The organism is Acinetobacter sp. 'aerobic (ED)' (assembly GCF_904886855.1).
Taxonomy (GTDB): domain Bacteria; phylum Pseudomonadota; class Gammaproteobacteria; order Pseudomonadales; family Moraxellaceae; genus Acinetobacter; species Acinetobacter courvalinii.
Window position 1 is genome coordinate 1 of sequence record NZ_CAJHGI010000006.1, and the last position, 18821, is coordinate 18821.

Below are 18821 nucleotides of genomic sequence, written 5' to 3' on the forward strand. Positions count from 1 at the left end.
GGTGTATTTGCCGCAGGTGACTGTACCACTGTGCCGTACAAGCAAATTATCATTGCTACCGGTGAAGGTGCCAAAGCCTCACTGTCTGCCTTTGATTACATGATCCGTTCAGGTGTTTAAATGCTTTAAAAAATGAAACACGCACTTATGTTTTCCGATGTAAGTGCGTGTTTTTACAAATTTTCAACTTTATTCTTTATGCAGTTTATGGTTATATTTTTGCTATCCATTCCTATTGGATGCCACAAAGAAAAGGAAATAGACAATGAATAAATTACTTGTTGCATTAGGTCTTGCTGCTACTGTTGCGCTTGTAGGCTGTAATAAAGATAAAGCACCTGAAACTGGCGCGACCACAGGTGAACATTTAGAACACGCGGCTGATCAGGCTGGTGCTGATATTAAAGACGCTACTCAAAACGCGACTAGCGATGTTGCAACTGCGGTAGATACAGCGGGCGATCAAATTGATGCTGCTGCTGATCATACGGCAACTGCAACTGCTGAAGCTGCTGCAAAAACTGAAGCTGCTGCACGTGATGCGACAGCTAAAGTTGCGGGTGCAGTAGAGTCTGGTGCTGCTGACGTGAAAGAAAAAGCTCAACAATAATTGAGTTGACGTAAAAAAGCCTCTGTTCACAGAGGCTTTTTTATTGGGTGTCCTAGCTTAACAGCCCTTCATCACGCATGGCAATCTGCACTGACTGACGTTCAGCAATTTTATTGCGCAACGCAATCACACTGATATACGGGGTTAAATCATGCTCAATATGATTCGACCAGTTGGTCAGCACAAACAAATAGGCATCCGCTGGGCCAAAATTATCATCTACCAGATAATCACAGTCTGATTCAGCCAGATAGTTATCGATATATTTCAATAAACGGTCAACTTCAGCATAGGCTTTGGTCTTTTCATCATCGGTAAGTTTACCGGTAAAGAAAACCGCATAAGCATCATGCAATTCCGAGTTCAAATACCCCAACCATTCCAGAACTTTGGCACGTCCCATACCTGATGGCGGAATCAGGTCCTGCTTCGGATCGTGTTGCGCAAGAAACGGTAAAATCGCCACATTCTCGGTTAAAATCAAACCTGGATTAATTTCCAAAGCTGGTACATAACCCTTTGGATTAATCTCGTAATAATCTGCACCTTTTGAGGTTTTATGTGTTTTTAGATCAACTCGTTCTAAATCAAAATCTACATTGATTTCATTTAAAATAATGTGGGCTGCCAATGAGCATGCGCCAGGTGAATAATACAACTTCATAATTGATCCTTGTTATCTAACAACTTATGCTCTAGAACGTTCCTACGAAACTCGAGAACAGACAGAATTAAAATTTATAATCGCTTTCATGCTAAGAACATCTACACCACTACTATTAATAAATTTTTTTCGACCTTGCAAGTTATATTCCGTGACGATTGATTAATTTATGAAAAAACAACCAAACAATGCCACGGAAACCGGATTAGGCTCGACCAAAAAGCTTGCCTAACCATTCAAATAACGAATTTAGAAATTCCACGATCATGTGTTTCGGATGATCAGGTTCAAGTTGTGAATCTGCGGTTTTCATATCCAGATCAACAATCACAGGATCATGGTCTGAAGAACGGTAGGCATCGGCCGCAAAGAACAGATCCTTTTGCGCATCGGTTTTATATTCTTCGTTATAATCCAATAGCGTTGGCTCATCGGCATTGATATGCCAGGCAAAGGCTTTAATCACACGTTTATACAGATTGGCATCGGCAATGGCGTGATCAAGGTTACCTGCACCACCATAGCCATCTGCATCGCTCGATACACCAAAGACATAGCTATAAGTCTGATTGCCCTCACCGACCTTGCTGTCATTTAACAAAACTTTGTAGTTGGCTTTTTCAAAAGTCAGGATCGGATCTTCTTTGGCATAGCTGTTCATATCACCCAATAATAAAATATTCGGATTTTTGACCTGAGTTGGATTCTTGGCGATCCATTGCGTGAGTTGTTCAACTGCTTTCACGCGGGTTGGATTCCAGCACCCTTGTCCATCGCGTTGATCCGCATCGAGAGAGTTTTCATCGACACCTTTACAACCTTTCGATTTAAGATGATTTGGAATCACCGTAAAGATTTGCCCACCTTGTACAGGCTTAAAGGATTGTGCAATGGTTGAACGGTTTTTATCACCCAGGTCCAATATCGCAGCTTTATTCACGGGTTGAACACGTTTGCTGTTATAGATAATCGCAACCGCAATCACATCCGTACCCAGCTGATTAAGTCCTTCTGGAATGACATATTTCCAGTCTGGCCCTAATGCTTTGGTGAGATTGGCAACCGCGCTGTCACTGCCATAACCATTATTGGCAATCTCCATCAAGCCATATACATCAGCATCGATTGATTTTAATGCACTCACAATTTTGGCATGCTGTTTGTCAAACTCAGCCTGACTGTTTGCACCACGTTCGGTTGGGAAGCCAGTCTTGCCATTGTCATAGTTGAGTACATTAAATGCTGCAACACGAACATGTTTACTTTGCTTAGCCGTAATCGTTGGCCGCGGATTGGTGTTGGTCACAACTTCCGGCAAGTTTGCCCCTGCAATCGGTTGTACACGCCAGGCATTAAAACGGTATTCCAAAATACCTTGTGCATTTTTTAACTGATAGCCTGAACGCAGTGTATTTAAAGCACTAAAGTTTTGAGGCAACCACGGTGCACGGTTTTGATTGTTATAGCCATCATCAAAGATAATCTTGGACAGCAGATTTTGCTGCGCTAACGCCTTGGCTTCATTTGAAAGTGCCGGATAAAGATTGGTTGGAATAAACAGACGCCCCAGACTTAAAGACAACTCCCCATAACGACCGAAATTATAGTTTTCACTGACCGTCAACGTTTGCGGTAATTTTACCAACATACCCTGATAACGTTTCGGTGAGTTCCCCGCCGTATCGGTCAAACTGCTAAAGGGTAAATTCAAATCCAGCGGTTGAATCAGCGATGCCATGTTCTGGTTACAGGTTTTGATATCCTGCTGTAACTGATCCAATTGAAGCTGGTTTTGATAACTGGTTAAACGACCACGCAAGATCACTTCATCACCAACCTGCCCACCGTTTACGGCACTACTTGCAGGAATATAGACGAAGATGGCATTGCTGACATTAGGCGTTGCTTTGCTATCAGGCGTTTGCACATAGAAACCGGAGAAACCGTTGTTATAACGATAGTCTGCGGTGATCACCCCACGAATGGTATAGTTTTGATTCTGAGCTGAGTCGGCTAAATTGGCAATCGGTGTATCAAGACTGCTACAGCTGACCGCATCGCTAACCAGCGGTGTGGTGGTTGAACCGCTTAAGTTCGAAAAGTCATTCCGGTCCGCCCAGGCCTGCCAGGATTGATCCAGGTCAAATGGACTGGTTGGGTCAACACTCACGACTGAATTGTCTGTTTGAATGCGTTTAAAGCTGTTACCCATGCTTAAAACCGTTGTACCCCAACCTGCTGCTGGGCGCTCGCCAATGCGACCGAAAAGATCTACAGGTGTCCCACGATACAGCAATATCACCGCATCATCACCATTAAAGGATAGACCAGCAACCTGATTAACCTTATTGCCTAATTGGGCTTGTAATTCTGAACGGCCGATCAGATATTTCTGTTTGCTGGCTAAACTGCCCTGTAAGGGAAATGCTGCGGTTTTAACGGTGCCGCCATTATTAAACTGCTGGATTTCATAATCTGCCAGATTGACCGTTGTGGCATCGGGGTTATAGATTTCCAACCCCTTTTTATTGCTGCTGCCATCGACATACTGACTAAACATCAGTTGTGCATGCGCCGCAGAAAAGATTGAAGATGCGCCCAACAGGCTTAAACAAATGGCGATCGAATGGTATTTAAAATTATGCATGGTTTTTTACTTAGTGTTTAAATTGCCATTAGGCTATGCAAGTTCTGTGACAGCACCATGAAGATTTTTTGACAAGTTTTCATCATTTTTAAAAATAAACGACTAAATAAAATCACTTAAAAGTTTGACTTGTCCACCTGAGCACTTAAAATACGGCATTTCTATATTTATATCTCCAGAATCATGTCAAACGATCAGTTAGAAACGCAAATTACGGAACTCGACAATTTGCCTGAGCACCGTGAAATTGTGACGTTTATGCGTCGTTCAGCTCCGCTCAATACTTCACAACGTACTGCTTTAGAAGATTATCGTGATTTAATTTTGGAATACCCTGTTGGTGATTTACGCCAGCATTTTGAACATCCTGAACGTCCATTGACCGTTGAAATCGGTTTTGGTATGGGCCGTTCTTTGGTGTTAATGGCCAAAGCCAATCCTGAACGTAACTTTGTCGGGATTGAAGTGCATGTGCCTGGTATCGCACAGTGTGTCTACGAAGCGGGTATGGCTGGCTTAAAGAACCTGTTTGTACTGGATGCCGATGCCATTCAGGTATTACGTGAAATGCCAGACAACAGCATTAACTGTGTACAGCTTTACTTCCCTGATCCATGGCAGAAGAAACGTCACTTTAAACGCCGTTTTGTCATTCATGAGCGTATGCAACTGGTTGAACAAAAGCTTGAGCTGGGTGGGACTTTCCATGCAGCGACAGATTGGGAGCCGTATGCAGAATGGATGCTTGATATCCTAGATAACCGTCCTGATATGGAAAATCTGGCAGGTAAAGGCAATAGCTACCCTCGCCCAGACTGGCGTCCAGTCACTAAATTCGAGCGTCGTGGGCTGGAATCTGGCCATAAGATTAATGACTTTATCTTTAAGAAAATTAAATAAGCCGATTTAGTTTTCGAAGGAAGCCACTAATTGTTTAGTGGCTTTTTTATTGCATAAACATTGACATGACTGAGATCAGGCTATGGCGAGTCATGCTCTAATTGTTTTAACACCTCTTCTGATTCTTTAACTCCATTTTCATAGGCTTTTTTAAACCAGTACTTGGCTTTTTCAAGGTTATGATATTCATTTATATAAAGGTAACCTAAATTATGCTGAGCCATAGGGAAATTCTGCTCGGCTGCACTTTCATATAGTTTTAAAGCCCTCTTTTCATTCTTGGGTACCAGCAGACCATCTGAATACATATTTGCCAGATTATATTGCGCTTCAGGCATATTCTGTTGTGCGGCCTTTTCATATAACTCCATGGCTAGACCAATATCCTTTTTCACCCCTCTCCCTGAAGAATAAGCATTTGCCAGATTATATTGAGCTTTAGCGTAGCCTTGATCTGCAGATAACCGATAAAAAGCTAAAGCTTTATTTCGGTCTTTTTCCACATAGTGACCATGGTCATACATAATGCCCAAATTATATTGTGCTTCCGGAAAATTTTTCTGTGCTGCTCGTTCATACCAGTAAAAAGCTTTCTCTTCGTTTTTAGCGGTCCCAAGGCCCTTGAAATACATGCCGGCCAGATCATTTTGGGCAATCGCTGAGCCTTGTTGCGCTGCTTGTTCAAACAAAGCCTTAGCTTTTATATAATCTTGAGCTACATCTTGGCCCAAGAAGTATCGCCCACCTTGTTGATAGAGCAATTCAGCTTGTACCTCCTGATTATTCCGAGTTACTTTTGAACAGGCACTGAATTGAAAAATGGTCAAAATAATCAAGATAACAATAAATTTTTCTTTCATTTCAATATCAATACTTTGTATAGATCAAACGAGAGTATAGTCAGATTTTCATATCCATATAAAAATTGAATGTACGATTATAACTTTTATTTCCAGTAGTCTACCTGTTTCTAGCAATAGATCGATTATTAAAAAAACATAAAACAAACTTTTGAAGAGATTTTACTTAATTTTTTAGAGAAACAATCAGGCATAGCACCTTTTTTAAAATATGGATAAGAATAAAATGCTAACAAAATTGGATTATATTGTTAAATACTAGAAATCAAATCCAAGGTCTAATATAGATCAATCGAAAATAAGCAGCCTTATATATGACTTTTGCACTAACAACATTATAATTGGTAAGAAGTTTTTAATTACCTCTTAATAGCAACTAACACAAATTAACTTCACTATTTTAATTAGATTGATTAAGATTTCTTCCAATTAAATTCAAACAATTGATTTTTTAGAATGAAAAAGCAGAAGCTATTTTTTATTTTATTCTCAGGCCTAGCTTTAAGCGCTTGTGCCAAAGCACCTGAAACGAATCAGAAGGTTGTAAAGGCCTCACCTGAACTGCAACAAAACATTCAAAAACTGGTGGAAAAAACCAAAAAGAATATGATCTTTGTTGAAGGCGGTAGCTACCTGATGGGCGATTTTGGGCTAGTCACTCCTGAACTCGAAAAAACAGTTCCTGACAGCCTGGCAATCAAGAACCCAAAAGGCAACACCGAAAAACCTGATCACCTGCCTTTCTCACCGGGAAATGACAATAAGACTCTGCATAAAGTGACACTGAGCAGCTTTAATATGAGTGCCTATAAAACTACATTAGAAGACTTTAATACTTTTACTGAGGCAACCGGACAACCTAAGAGCTATTACAATGAACTCTTTACTCCAGAAATCGCCCATGAAATTGCAACAGGAATGGATTGGCAACAGGCTAAAGATTATTGCCAGTGGCTAGGCCAACAAGTAGGAACGCCTATGGACTTGCCAACTGAAGCACAATGGGAATATGTTGCACGCAATAAAGGCCAATATACTGTCTTTGCAACCGATACAGGCAAAGTAGAGCCTGAGAAGAACTTATGGGAAATAAATCAATATGACAATTATAGACATAGTAACAATCCTGATTCAGTACTCGAAACTCCTGTACTTGGAAAAACACCTCCAAATCCGCTAGGTTTTTATGACCTTGTCACCAATAATTATGAATGGATGAATGACTGGTACGATAAAGATTATTATAAATACTCACCTGTCGACAATCCTAAAGGGCCTAAGTCTGGTACTGAAAAGGTATTGCGTAGCACAGCTCCTATGGGTGCCGATAATTTAATGATGGCTGATGGTCTTAATATAGAAAGAGCACATGCCCTACCAAAATCAAATGAAGAAAATAAAATGACCTATCGTTTATATGGGGTACGTTGCGTCGCCAATCTTCCACATTCTTTTTAAGTCAGCATTCAATTTTAGGTTTTAAAAAAATGATTAAACCCACCCTTATAGCTATTATATTTTCTAGTATAGCCTTAACTGCATGTGCAAAACCCGCTTCAGATTCTAGCCAAAAGACACAAACACCAGTTGCCCAGAAAAACCTGCCTGCCGAACAACAAAAGCAATTACAGCAACTCCTAGAAAAAACAAAAAAGAACCTTATTTTAGTCAAGGGTGGAACTTTTATGATGGGTGATTTCGGCCCTGAACATAGTGCCGATAAACTTCCTTACGATGGTAAAGGTGACAGCAAGCCCTTGCATAAAGTCACTTTAGATGACTTTCAATTAAGTGCTACCAAAGCCACCTATGCCGATTTTGATGTCTATACTGATATCACTGGACAAAAGAAGGTTGGAACATTCGATGAACTTTCAATTAAATATCGTATTCCTACAGCTGCCGCAGGAATTAATTGGCAACAAGCTCGAGACTATTGCCAATGGCTCGGCCAACAACTTAATTTAAAAATGGATTTACCTACAGAAGCCCAATGGGAATATGCTGCCCGTAATCGTGGTCAATATGTTCTTTATGCAACCGACAATGGCAAAATGGATATTGGTCGTAATATCTGGAGCTTTGAGCAGAAAAAAGCCTCTAATAGAAAATTCAAAGCAAGAAAAAATGTATCTACACTCCAGCAATTTCCTCCAAGCCCTTTAGGCTTTTATGACATGCTTACCGACAACTATGAATGGATACTGGACTGGTATGATCCGGAATATTACCGCAAGGCCCCTGAAAAAAATCCGAAAGGCCCTGCAACAGGTACATTAAAAGTTGTACGTAGTTCTGCGCCTGATGATGGTCAGAATATGCATATGGGAGGAAAGGGCTTAACTATGCAACGTCACGCGATGCATCCTGTAGAGGATCCAAAACGCGCTAAATCAGAACTTGTTAAAAAATACAATTTAGATTTAAATCAATACAATTCAGTACGTTGCGCTGTAAACCCTTAATTTATATGCTCTCTAAGGTGTAACTTAAACATGGTACACCTTAGCTCCATCTTCCTCCTATTTAAAACACCGAAGACCATCACATCAATTCAAGTAAAAATATGAGAAAATTTTAACTTCACATTTGGTTTTAATACTTAACACAATGTTTCTTTTCAATCCCGCAAAACTGTCTTAAAATTCTAACAATATCCGCAACCCAATGATTTTAAAAAAGATGATTAAACAAAACCTTGCGATTATTCTGCTTTCCAGCACTGCTTTAACCGCATGTGCAAAACCCACCTCAGATTCTAGCCAAAAGACACAAACACCAGTTGCCCAAAAAAACCTGTCTGCCGAACAGCAAAAGCAATTACAACAACTCCTAGAAAAAACAAAAAAGAACCTTATTTTAGTCAAGGGGGGAACTTTTATGATGGGTGATTTCGGCCCTGAACATAGTGCCGATAAACTTCCTTACGATGGTAAAGGTGACAGCAAGCCCTTGCATAAAGTCACTTTAGATGACTTTCAATTAAGTGCTACCAAAGCCACTTATGCTGATTTTGATATCTATACTAATATCACTGGACAAAAGAAGATTGGAACATTCGATGAATTTTCAATTCAAGAACGTGCTCCTACAGCTGCCGCAGGAATTAATTGGCAACAAGCTCGAGACTATTGCCAATGGCTCGGTCAGCAACTTAATGTAAAAATGGATTTGCCTACAGAAGCACAGTGGGAATATGCTGCCCGTAATCGTGGCCAATATGTCCTATATGCAACCGACAATGGCAAAATCGATATTGGACGTAATATCTGGAGTTTTGAACAAAGAAAAGCATCCAATAAAAAATATAAAGCATTAAAAGATATTCCTGTTTTACAACAATATCCCGCTAGCCCATTAGGCTTTTATGACATGCTTACCGATAACTATGAATGGATGCTGGACTGGTACGATCCTGAATATTACAGTAAATCCCCTGAAAAAAATCCACAAGGCCCTGCCTCAGGTACATTAAAAGTTGTACGTAGTTCTGCACCTGATGATGGCCAGAATATGCATATGGGAGGAAAAGGCTTAACCATGCAACGTCATGCGATGCATCCTGTTGAAGACCCAGTACGTGCAAAAGATCCAAGAATCAAAAAGTATAATATTGATTTAAATCAATACAATTCAGTACGGTGTGCTGTAAATCCTTAATTCTCATACTTTCTAAGGTGTACCTTAAACATGGTACACCTTCTCTGATTCATCCTGCTCAAAAGGCGCTAAGATTTCAAGATTGCTGGCCATCAATGTTTGCTCTTCAAAACCTCTGGACATTCCCTGTTGTATCTTGAACTGTTCAAAACGCTGATCATCCTGATTTCTTACTAACATATAATTCCAGGACGTACCTGTAACTGCTTTAGCACCCTTACGATATTTTAAATAATCTTTTAACCATTGATTAATATTGGTTCCCGCATAATCAATACCTTGGTTAATACAACGAATGATATCTTCGGCATATTTGGGATTTTCCCCATAATTTAAAAACCGAATCAAATCCCCTTCAACTTTACCGAATTGATCTCGGGTTAACTTTTCACCCAAGGGATGAATATGTTGAATAGTATTTTGCCATTCTGCAGTCGTAATACAGGTTTTTAAGATATTAATTACCGCTGTCTTTCGGGCAGGAAAAAACTTGATCTCTAAACTGCTAAATGACACATGAATATCAAAAATCGGAGCCGTACTACTCGTCCAATGAGTGACTGCATATAGGAGAATTCCTTTGGTTTCAGGAGGCGCAATGATGAGTTCCTCCCGTCCTTTAGCGGAGTTCACATGATTCGCAGTTTTTAAACGACCTTGATCAATATCTAATCTCCCTACCCAACCAGTAAAAAAGACTGCTGCATCTTGAAAACCTTCAGTTATTGGATGATTATCACCAATACAATATGCCAACGCTTGTGAAAGTAAAGAGAATGCTTTACTGGCAATATAGACTAGACTTCTAAACCCAGCCTGTAATAACTGTAATTTAATAAATCCGATATAATTAAGAATATGCTCGGTACCTACCGTAAAAGTTGCAACCCCTTTTGCCCCTACCCCCCAACATAGATGGGCAGCAGCGCGTATTTTAAAACATCCGTCATCATAAATAATCTGAAATTGTCCTTGTGCTCCAGCTCCAGCACTAACCCCGCCTCCACCTGTCGCAGCAGCAATGGTAACAAATTCGCCTTCTCCTCCTTTATCTATATTCGGCTTAAACCATTCAATGCCACCTTTGAGCACACCTTGTATTTGTGCACCCACAAAAGCATTAATTCCTACCGTTGCTTGGGGCTTACCACTTTCCTGAGCCGCCGCAATTTCTTTTAGATCACCTTTTGCTGGCTGAAATACGGGTTTACGCTCACGATTCAGCATATTTGCCATCGATTGTCCAGGTTCTCGCACTGCTGCAGTTAATACTTGCGTCGCACCTTGATGGCTAATATCTACTGATAAATTTCCTGCAATCCCAAGATTTGCCCCAGAGAAGCCCGATAACTCTGCACCTATTAAAAAACGAATCGTACCTAAATCATAGTTTCCCAGCTCAAGAGCCCAACCAGTTTCACAAGGATAAAACTTACGCCACTCTTTTACACCTTCGAATAATGTCCATTTGGCAGATGCATCCCCGCTCACTTTCATTTTGACACCCTTTGAGGATGCACTGATCATGCCTTCACCGCTAGAACCGGCCACCATACGCATCCACTGGGCTTCCTGACTCACCGTAATGTCACTGCTGCTAACATATTCTTCAGCAATTTCCCCCCCCAAACCACCAATCAGGTTATAAACGGCTTTATCCCCACCCACTGATTTTTTAGCGGTCAATAACTGTTTTGCGAGTTTATCAAATTCCTTTTTGATAAGACTTGGCGGAGCAACCTGACCATTTTCCTGCTTAATCTTGACTTCCTTTTCTTCATTTAAGCGCCTCTGGCTATAGCTCTTATAATCAGAAACACGCAGATAACGTCTTACCAAATTATATTTGGAAGCACTCTGATTCTTTTCACCAGTTGTCTCAACAATCCATACCTCTTTGAGGTCTGCAACTTGTTTAAATTCACCATTAATTTTTTCAATGGCTTTTTCCTGATTGATATTCAACCTTTTCTCGAGTTCCTTGATTTGCTCAAGATCTCTACTTTGAATTGCTCTTGTTAATTCACTATTAGAATGATGAACTTCCTTTATTGCATCAGATAAAATTTTTGTTTTTCGATCAAATTCTGCATAAAGTGCAGGAGGAAGTACCAAAACCTCATTGTCAGATGGATTGATCACAATGGGTGGTTTCTGATTCTCACCTAAACTGGCTTTATTGTTAATATCTGGATTGGTATTCGCTGAGGCTGTTGGGAAAACAACCAACCTGATATCCTGCTTATCTACACAAGTAATTGGTTCATATAACTCACTTGTCTTTGATGTGCTTCCCATTTGATATTTAATTTGGCTTTTCAGATAAGTATCCGCTTGTTTGGTATAACCTTTTTGATCTGTTGGTGTTGGTCTAAAACCGACTAAAGGTTTACTTTGCCCCTCTCCAAAAATCTGATAGCTCATATTAGGAATACCTTTACCTCGGCTATCAACAAAGCGGTACAACACATACATTTTAAATTTCAAATATTTTTTGGACTTTATAATCGTAGTATTTTTCTTTTTATATTCCTCATAAGACATATCGAAACTTTGTTCAAGTTTTTGTACACCCTGATTAAATGTTGGTGGCATTTTAGATAAATTAAAAAAATTGCCTTTAGGATTTTTCTTCGCCTGCTCTTTTAGTTCAGCACGTAATTTTTTGGATTTTTCCTGCTGAAGCTCGAACTGCTCTTTTGTTATAAACTTGATATTGTTCTCTAAACGACTATCTTGAATTTCAATAACATTTGTCCCTTCAGCCAAAACAGGTTTAATCAGCTTTTTAGGACTAAAAATGGTTTCATGACCCTGAACAAAAACATGTAACGTCCCATTTTCACTAATTTCAACTGGCTTAGTCTGCCCCTTATCATCGGTTACCCCCGTATAGGTAATACGACTCCCCTGTTTAGGAAAAAAAAAGAGAGTGTAATTCACATTTGGCAAGACTTTGTTTCTTTGGTTATAAAAAATAATCGTTTTTTCAATAACATTATACTTATTCATTATTTTCTAACCCTTTGTTACCAGCTTATATTTAGAAGCATTTTCATCATTAATATGAATCGAAATCTTCTCTGAACTCTCTGTTGTGAATCTTTGAGTTTGGCCTGCCGCATTTGTGCGACCAGTTTGCTGAGTTCCATCTGCTCTAAATGCAATATATTCTACATTTTTCGCAGGTTTACCTTCTAAATCCACAATCTCAAAAGTCAAATAACATGGAGAGCTATTAAATTTCCTTTCTGGAGCCTCAACCTTCGCTCCCCCCATAAACAAATGTTGCCCCGCCTTGACCTCAAACTTACCGCCTGTTACTGGGAATATACCCGAACCATCCAACTTGATCTGGGAACCACCAGCGGTAATCACGATTTCTTTCGGACTGGTAATCTCAATGCGGTCTTCGGTTGAAATAATCTGAATACCTTGCTTGGCCAGTAAATCCATGCCATCCGATTGGGCCTGAACTTCAAACTTACCTTTGGCAACAACCTGCTTAATCCCATTCTGTGCGGCAAACAGGCTCACTTTTCCACTGACATGAGCTACCAGATTTTTTTGCGTGCTTAAGTTGATACTATCACCGGCAAACTGATTGATCTGCCCGTCCGCAGATAAATGAATATCTTCATTAGTGCTCAGGCCAATGCCTGCTGGCGAACTCAATAACAGCATGGCCTTGTTAAACTTGGCAATATCCGCTTCAATTTCATCAGCAAACTCTTTCAGTTGATCAATCGATTCAATTTCATCGGTCTGCTGGTTCTTGGCCACTTCGCTTAAGGCTTTGGCATTGTTTTGGTTGCCTTCAAGCTGTTGCTTGGCAGGCTGTGCATCCAGATGTTCGCCTTGGGCTTGATCCTGCTTGTGCGTAGAAACAAGTAAGCCTTCGCCTGCACGTACCGCACCCCATTGGTCGGTACGCAGTTCAAAACCTTCACCTCGGTCTTCGCTTTCTGCCTTGTCTTTGGGATGACTCAGTTTACCTAAGTTGAGCTGGCTGGCAGCATGGCTGCTTTGCAGTTGTGCGCTGATCTGTCCGGTGGTGTCATCAAAACGCAGTTGGTTAAAACCTTCGCCCTGATATTCTTTCGATTTGATCCCCGCCAGTTTTTTGGTATCTGGCAGCTTACCGGCATTGTCGAATTTGCTTGGACTACGATGCGCTTCGTGAATCCGACCAACCACAAATGGACGGTCAATATTGCCATCAAAGAAGTCGATCACCACGATTTCATCGATACGCGGCAGGAAGCGTGCGCCATAGCCTTCCCCCGCCCAAGGCGTCAGTACATCGACCCAGGCTGAATCGGTATCGTTGTCATTGGCCCCTGCACCACCATCGTGACTATGGTCTTCACTACGGGTAAACAGAAAGCGGACTTTGATACGTCCCCATTCATCGACATGGATTTCTTCGCCGCTTGGCCCAACCACTTTGGCACGTTGTGGTGAAGCGGCTGGGCGGTGTTGTAAGGGGTTAAATTCAGGAACCGTTTTGATATTGCGGCGTTGCAACGTCAGTTGATTGGCTTGGCGTTCTTCTGTATTGCTTTGTTGGCTTGGCTGCCAGTTGCTTTGGGCCAATAGCTGATGAATTTGCTGGTGCAAATCTTTAGGCAAGTTGTTCTGGTTGTAGAAGTGTTTGCCTGTGATCAGGAATTCTTTATCACTGCCATCGTGTTGATCAATTTCAGGGTGTTCTGCCAGTTCAAACCAGTAACCGACATGGGTGTCACGGACGGTGGTCTTCGCTACAAACTGTTTGGATTGTAGGTCGTAATATTGTCCGAGGTTCTGATTCAGCTTTTCAATCTGGGCATTGCCCGATGAGGTTGCACCATCTTCACCATTCAGGTCTTGCATCCATGCCGGTGAAAAATGCCAGGCCTGTTCCAGACCGAGACTGGCATTGTCATGTTGTTCGCTGTGCTTATGCGTGCTTTGGACACTGCCTGCACCGTCTTCCTGTTCCAGTGCATCGGCTTGCCAGCGTTGTACATGTACGCTGCTCGGTTGTAATGAGCGTTGTCCGACCAGACTGGTCATGCTGTCGTATTGTTCGGTGGCACTGCTGCGGTGATAACGGATCTGGCGACGCTCTAAAGCTTGGTACTGGCTATTGTCGTCAATCAGACGCAGTTTTTGTGGCTGAATCGCAGCACTACTTTGTGGAACGATTCGTTCTGCTTCATCTACCAGCCAGTTGATGCCTTCGCTACGCAGCAAACGAGTGAGAAAGTCATAGTCGCTCTCATTGGACTGCATTATGAATGGGCGGACATCGGAATCCTGACTGAGTCCACTGAGGTCCAACGTTAGGCTGGAGGCAAACAAGGGACTTTTTTGTTGCCATTCTTTAAAGACAACTTCCACCACATCGCGCACGCTTTTATTCATAAACACGCGGCTGTTACGGCGTTGTTTCCACAGAGCCGTTGGATCTTCTAAAGTGAGTTTATAGAGGGTTAAACTACCGTCCGACTGGCCTTGCAAGGCTTGCGTGATAATGCCTGTGACACGGCTGAGTTGTCCCTGATCGGTGACGGTATCAATGGCTGCCTGGCTGCCGATGAACTGTTTCAAGGGAATGCTGGCATTGGTCGACAGGCAGATCAGCTCAGCCTTAAAACCGGCATTCAGCGCATGCTGGCCATCAATGCGTTGCAGGAAAACTTGGGTATTTAAATTTTGATTCGAAAACTGAATATGAATGGCACGTTTTTGTGCTGTAAGGCCGAGACTCTCTAAAGCTTGAAATATATTAGCCAACATCTTTTTATAAAATATAAAATAAAATTTTATTAATATTATACAAAACAGACTGATTTGTCTATTTTGTATACTTATTGTTAAAAGGTGCTATTGATGCCGTTTTAATATCGCTTCACTCATTAAAGTATAGATATTCTGCAAGTCAGAACGATTAGAATCTCCCAATAACTGCTGATGCATTTTTAATATATTGTGGTCTCCTCGCATTGCGGGGCCAGTCTGCATATCCTTGGGATCATTAGTCGTAGCTTTGTTTGCAGTCTCTAAAATCAGTGGATGGAGTAAGCTAAAATCCACCTGCTCGGCATCGACAATCTGCTTTGCCATGTCATAACAGTAATTACTGAAATTGCAAGCAAATACTGCTGCCAAGTGTAAAGTTTGACGTTGAGTAGAGCTATATTGATAGACACGATGGCTTAAACTGTTTGCTAATTCCGTCAAAAAAGTTAAATCCTGTGGCTCAACAGCTTCAACAAACACAGGCGTTTCTATCCAGTTTACGTCCCTGTCAAAACTAAAAGTTTGCAAGGGATAAAACACACCTGCCCGATGATGACTATTTTGCAGAACCGACACACTGGTACTGCCTGAGGTATGCACAATCAGATTGTCTGATAAATAAGGTGCAATCGACTCAATTACACTGGAAATTGCCTGATCACTGACCGCAATAATCACCAAATCTGTTTGCGGATTAAGCTGCCTCACATCATCAATTGCCTGAGCACTGACAAGATTGGCAAGGGTCTGGGCACGCTGTAAGTCTCGACTAAAGATCTGAACAATCTGGTGCTGTAACTGTAAGACTTTAGCTAAATGTATGGCAACACGCCCTGCACCGATCAATGTAATTTTCATAAACTTTATCTAAACACGTGATTTGCTTAAGCATGCCAATAAAAAAAGGACGAATCAATTCGTCCTTTTCTGCTTGTTCACTTAATTGACATTATTTAAGTAAACAACGCGTTCAATCGTGCGCTGAATAAAGCATTTGGTATATTGCATATCCTGATCTTGCTTATGCATCGCGTCGTTCCAGTAACCCGCCTGCTTCTGATAGGTTTCGCGATCTTTCTCAGGCGTATCATAGACACTTTTCTGTGAGAGTACTTTACAATCCACATCGCGCTTCTCAAACCAGTCTGACTGATCCTGCTGCAATTGTGCCTTCTGCTCGGCACTGAACTTGTCCCAGGTCTGGTTCAAACGCTCAACCTGCTTGCTCTTTTCCGCATCCAGCTCTTTTTTACGGATATCCATTGCTTTTTGCGCCAGTTCCATCTGAGCAGATGAATTTGCATCATACTCCTGCTGCGCCTTTTCGCTATTCTGTTCAATCAAGCGGTTTTCTTTGAGGTAGGCCATGTAATGCACTGCTTTGGTTGCCATAAACACCACCCCATCAATCACGGCGTTTTGATCCGGAATATTCAATACCACACCATCTTTATCCGTTTTGGTCAGGTTATAGGTAAAGTCACCACGCAACTGGTCATCTTCCAGCTTTAATGGATAGTCGCTATCTGAGAAATAATCACCCAAGATATAGTTTGACTGCCCTTCATCCTCGCCATCTCTTTGATATTTCTGCTCTTCAAGATAAGCATTTTCAGCACGTTTCTGTAAGCCTTTAGGGAATGAAATCACCAGCTGACTATCACAATCTAATAATGTTTTTGAAGCTTGCTCAGTGTCCGTATTATCTAAAGTACGCACATTTTTGATTTCAAATTTCAGACCTTTGTTAATCTTGTCCAGCACATCATAATCTGCCTGATATTCACTTTCACGCAAGCTACGATCAATCTGCTTTAAATATGCCTTTTTTAATGCAGCCTGAATATTATTCAGGTTATCCTGATTGGTACAACTCCATTCGGACACTGCGGCTTCAACATTTTCAACTTTATCTTTAGGTTTGAATTTATCGCATCCTGTCAATAAAACTGCTGCGGTTAAAGAGGTGAATATAAAAAACTTATTCATATTAATTACCCTGTTATCTTGTTTTTTTCGGGCGTATTCTACTCAATTTAACTCGACTTATTCGAGTCTTTTCTTATATTTGATTTAAATAAATTAAGTGATCGGGTTTTTAATTCATTTATTAGATAAAATTAAAGGAGCTATCGACTGAATAGCTCCTTTATATTATGTTTTAACGCTGATTTTATGGCGTAACTGAGAACTCAATACGGCGGTTTTTAAAACGCCCTTCTTCAGTGGTATTATCAGCCACTGGATTATCTGCGCCATGACCTACCGCTGTAAGCTGATCAGCAGCGACACCCTGACTGACCAAATAATCCACCACAGCTTGAGCACGTTTTTGCGATAAGGTTTTATTGCTATTGGCATTACCGGTTGAATCGGTATATCCCGCCACCGTTAATTTTGCATCTTTGGTATTTTTCATTAAAGCTGCAGCTTTATCCAGAATGGCTTTATTTTCATCTGGAATCTGGTTTGATGCAGTTGCAAAATTGATAATCTGTAAATTTAAAGCCTTGATCACATCATTAATATCCACCTGACTGGCATCAATATTTGCCAAAGCATCCTGTGCGGCATTTAAACTATGGCTCACAGAGTCTGCCGCAGTCATAGGTGCTTCAACCACCACTTCGGTATTAGGTACAAGCCCTTTAATTTTCCCAAGTAGATCGTTCAGTTGATTCGCATCTCCACCTTTCAGGGTAATCTTGTCACCAATCCAGTCCAGAGAAACATTCGGTACACCTTTAAGCAGACCTAAAACACCGGCAAGGCCCGCCTGATCCATAAATGTTCCAGCATGCTTGGTTGTGGTATCAACGCTACATTGCTGATTTGCAGAAAATACTTCTTTCACTTTGGCCTGTATGGTCGCCAAAAACCCTTGATCCCCTACGCCCACCTGACATTGCGCCAAGTTACCCGAAGCATCTGTGGTTAAGGATAAGCTTGCTGGCGCAGCATCTGTCGCCACTTGTGAAGCTGAATTCGCCTCATCATTTACCGGAGCAGTGGTTTGTTTATGCTGGCATGACTTCCACAACCAGGCCACCAGTAAACCGAGAATGATAATGGCTACAATCGGCAACCAGGCACGTGATTTGGTCGCTGGTGCTGCCGAGCCTTGGGCGAAATTTGATGTTGATGCAGAGGCGCTGGAGACCAAACCCAGAGGTGCCAACAGACCGACCGCCCATGCGGGTAACAGAGCGCGGATCGAATCCATATGCTGTTTTAAATAATTCACAATGCTTTGTGTATCATTTCCCGCTTCATTGGTTAAAGCGGCCAGACTTTTTGGAATCGCCTGATTCAACGTCTGTTCTGTTTCAGCACTGGAAAGCTGCCCGTTACTTAAATTGCTCAGAAGCGCGTTCTTGACTTGTTCATTATGGCCTAATAAATCTGATAATGACGGTGAAATCGAATCTTTTAATTTCTGAATAAGTTCAGGCCTTGCCGCCAAGATAGAAAGTAAAATGGGATAAAACCTGGATAAAAGAGCACTTTTTTCATTTGCCAGACCGTCTTGATCATTTACGATCAACGAAGTCACTTTCTGCTTTAACAGTTCCATTGGGTTTATTGACATTGTTATTCACTCCAACACATTAAATTTATAATATTCAGAACACTCAAGAAATGCTAAAAAATTAAGCTCAAGTGAACTGCTGCTTTTTCATTCTAATCTTTTGT

General features: G+C 41.2%; 13 protein-coding genes and 1 pseudogene. 6 read left to right on the forward strand and 8 right to left on the reverse strand.

All coding sequences use genetic code 11. The annotated features are described in order from the left end of the window. Both JO943_RS12840 and JO943_RS12845 read left to right on the forward strand, forming a co-directional pair. A pseudogene (locus JO943_RS12840) lies at positions 1-120 on the forward strand (pyridine nucleotide-disulfide oxidoreductase); the annotation flags it as partial. Between the two features lie 145 nt (positions 121-265). Then, positions 266-610, forward strand: coding sequence for a hypothetical protein (locus tag JO943_RS12845; RefSeq protein WP_005231011.1), 345 nt, complete (start codon positions 266-268; stop codon positions 608-610). Positions 611-662: 52 nt separating this feature from the next. Here the strand turns inward: JO943_RS12845 and JO943_RS12850 are convergent, their stop codons facing one another. Further along, a complete protein-coding gene (locus tag JO943_RS12850; protein ID WP_202740971.1) occupies positions 663-1274 on the reverse strand; it encodes a glutathione binding-like protein in 612 nt (203 codons plus the stop codon). A 205-nt stretch (positions 1275-1479) separates the two neighbouring features. Continuing rightward, on the reverse strand, positions 1480-3921 hold the full coding sequence (locus tag JO943_RS12855) for an ExeM/NucH family extracellular endonuclease (protein WP_202740972.1): 2442 nt from the start codon (positions 3919-3921) through the stop codon (positions 1480-1482). A gap of 183 nt (positions 3922-4104) precedes the next feature. On the opposite strand from JO943_RS12855, the gene trmB reads away from it, so the two are divergent. After that, positions 4105-4821, forward strand: coding sequence for a tRNA (guanosine(46)-N7)-methyltransferase TrmB (gene trmB / locus JO943_RS12860; RefSeq protein WP_005231014.1), 717 nt, complete (start codon positions 4105-4107; stop codon positions 4819-4821). Between the two features lie 80 nt (positions 4822-4901). Here trmB and JO943_RS12865 read toward each other — a convergent pair whose 3' ends face one another. Continuing rightward, positions 4902-5681 carry a tetratricopeptide repeat protein gene (locus tag JO943_RS12865; protein WP_202740973.1) on the reverse strand — a complete coding sequence of 260 codons (780 nt, stop codon included), beginning with the start codon at positions 5679-5681 and terminating at the stop codon, positions 4902-4904. 456 nt (positions 5682-6137) lie between these two features. Between JO943_RS12865 and JO943_RS12870 the strand changes: the two genes are divergently transcribed. The 3 genes from JO943_RS12870 to JO943_RS12880 all read left to right on the forward strand — a co-directional run bounded on the left by JO943_RS12870 (position 6138) and on the right by JO943_RS12880 (position 9341). After that, positions 6138-7139 carry an SUMF1/EgtB/PvdO family nonheme iron enzyme gene (locus JO943_RS12870; RefSeq protein WP_202740974.1) on the forward strand — a complete coding sequence of 334 codons (1002 nt, stop codon included), beginning with the start codon at positions 6138-6140 and terminating at the stop codon, positions 7137-7139. A gap of 29 nt (positions 7140-7168) precedes the next feature. After that, complete coding sequence (locus JO943_RS12875) at positions 7169-8146, forward strand: formylglycine-generating enzyme family protein (RefSeq protein ID WP_202741115.1); 978 nt, start codon at positions 7169-7171, stop codon at positions 8144-8146. A gap of 202 nt (positions 8147-8348) precedes the next feature. Beyond that, positions 8349-9341 carry an SUMF1/EgtB/PvdO family nonheme iron enzyme gene (locus tag JO943_RS12880; RefSeq protein WP_202740975.1) on the forward strand — a complete coding sequence of 331 codons (993 nt, stop codon included), beginning with the start codon at positions 8349-8351 and terminating at the stop codon, positions 9339-9341. A gap of 24 nt (positions 9342-9365) precedes the next feature. On the opposite strand, the gene JO943_RS12885 is transcribed toward JO943_RS12880, so the two are convergent. The 5 genes from JO943_RS12885 to JO943_RS12905 all read right to left on the reverse strand — a co-directional run bounded on the left by JO943_RS12885 (position 9366) and on the right by JO943_RS12905 (position 18717). After that, positions 9366-12353 carry a hypothetical protein gene (locus JO943_RS12885; protein ID WP_202740976.1) on the reverse strand — a complete coding sequence of 996 codons (2988 nt, stop codon included), beginning with the start codon at positions 12351-12353 and terminating at the stop codon, positions 9366-9368. 6 nt (positions 12354-12359) lie between these two features. Next, entirely contained in the window at positions 12360-15125 is a 2766-nt protein-coding gene (locus JO943_RS12890) for a type VI secretion system Vgr family protein (RefSeq protein ID WP_202740977.1), read from the reverse strand. Between the two features lie 87 nt (positions 15126-15212). Next, a complete protein-coding gene (locus tag JO943_RS12895) occupies positions 15213-15986 on the reverse strand; it encodes a Rossmann-like and DUF2520 domain-containing protein (protein WP_202740978.1) in 774 nt (257 codons plus the stop codon). A gap of 81 nt (positions 15987-16067) precedes the next feature. Next, positions 16068-17117, reverse strand: coding sequence for a DUF1311 domain-containing protein (locus JO943_RS12900; RefSeq protein WP_202740979.1), 1050 nt, complete (start codon positions 17115-17117; stop codon positions 16068-16070). Between the two features lie 184 nt (positions 17118-17301). Continuing rightward, positions 17302-18717, reverse strand: a complete 1416-nt coding sequence (locus JO943_RS12905) for an OmpA family protein (protein WP_202740980.1) — start codon at positions 18715-18717, stop codon at positions 17302-17304. Positions 18718-18821 lie beyond the last annotated feature (104 nt).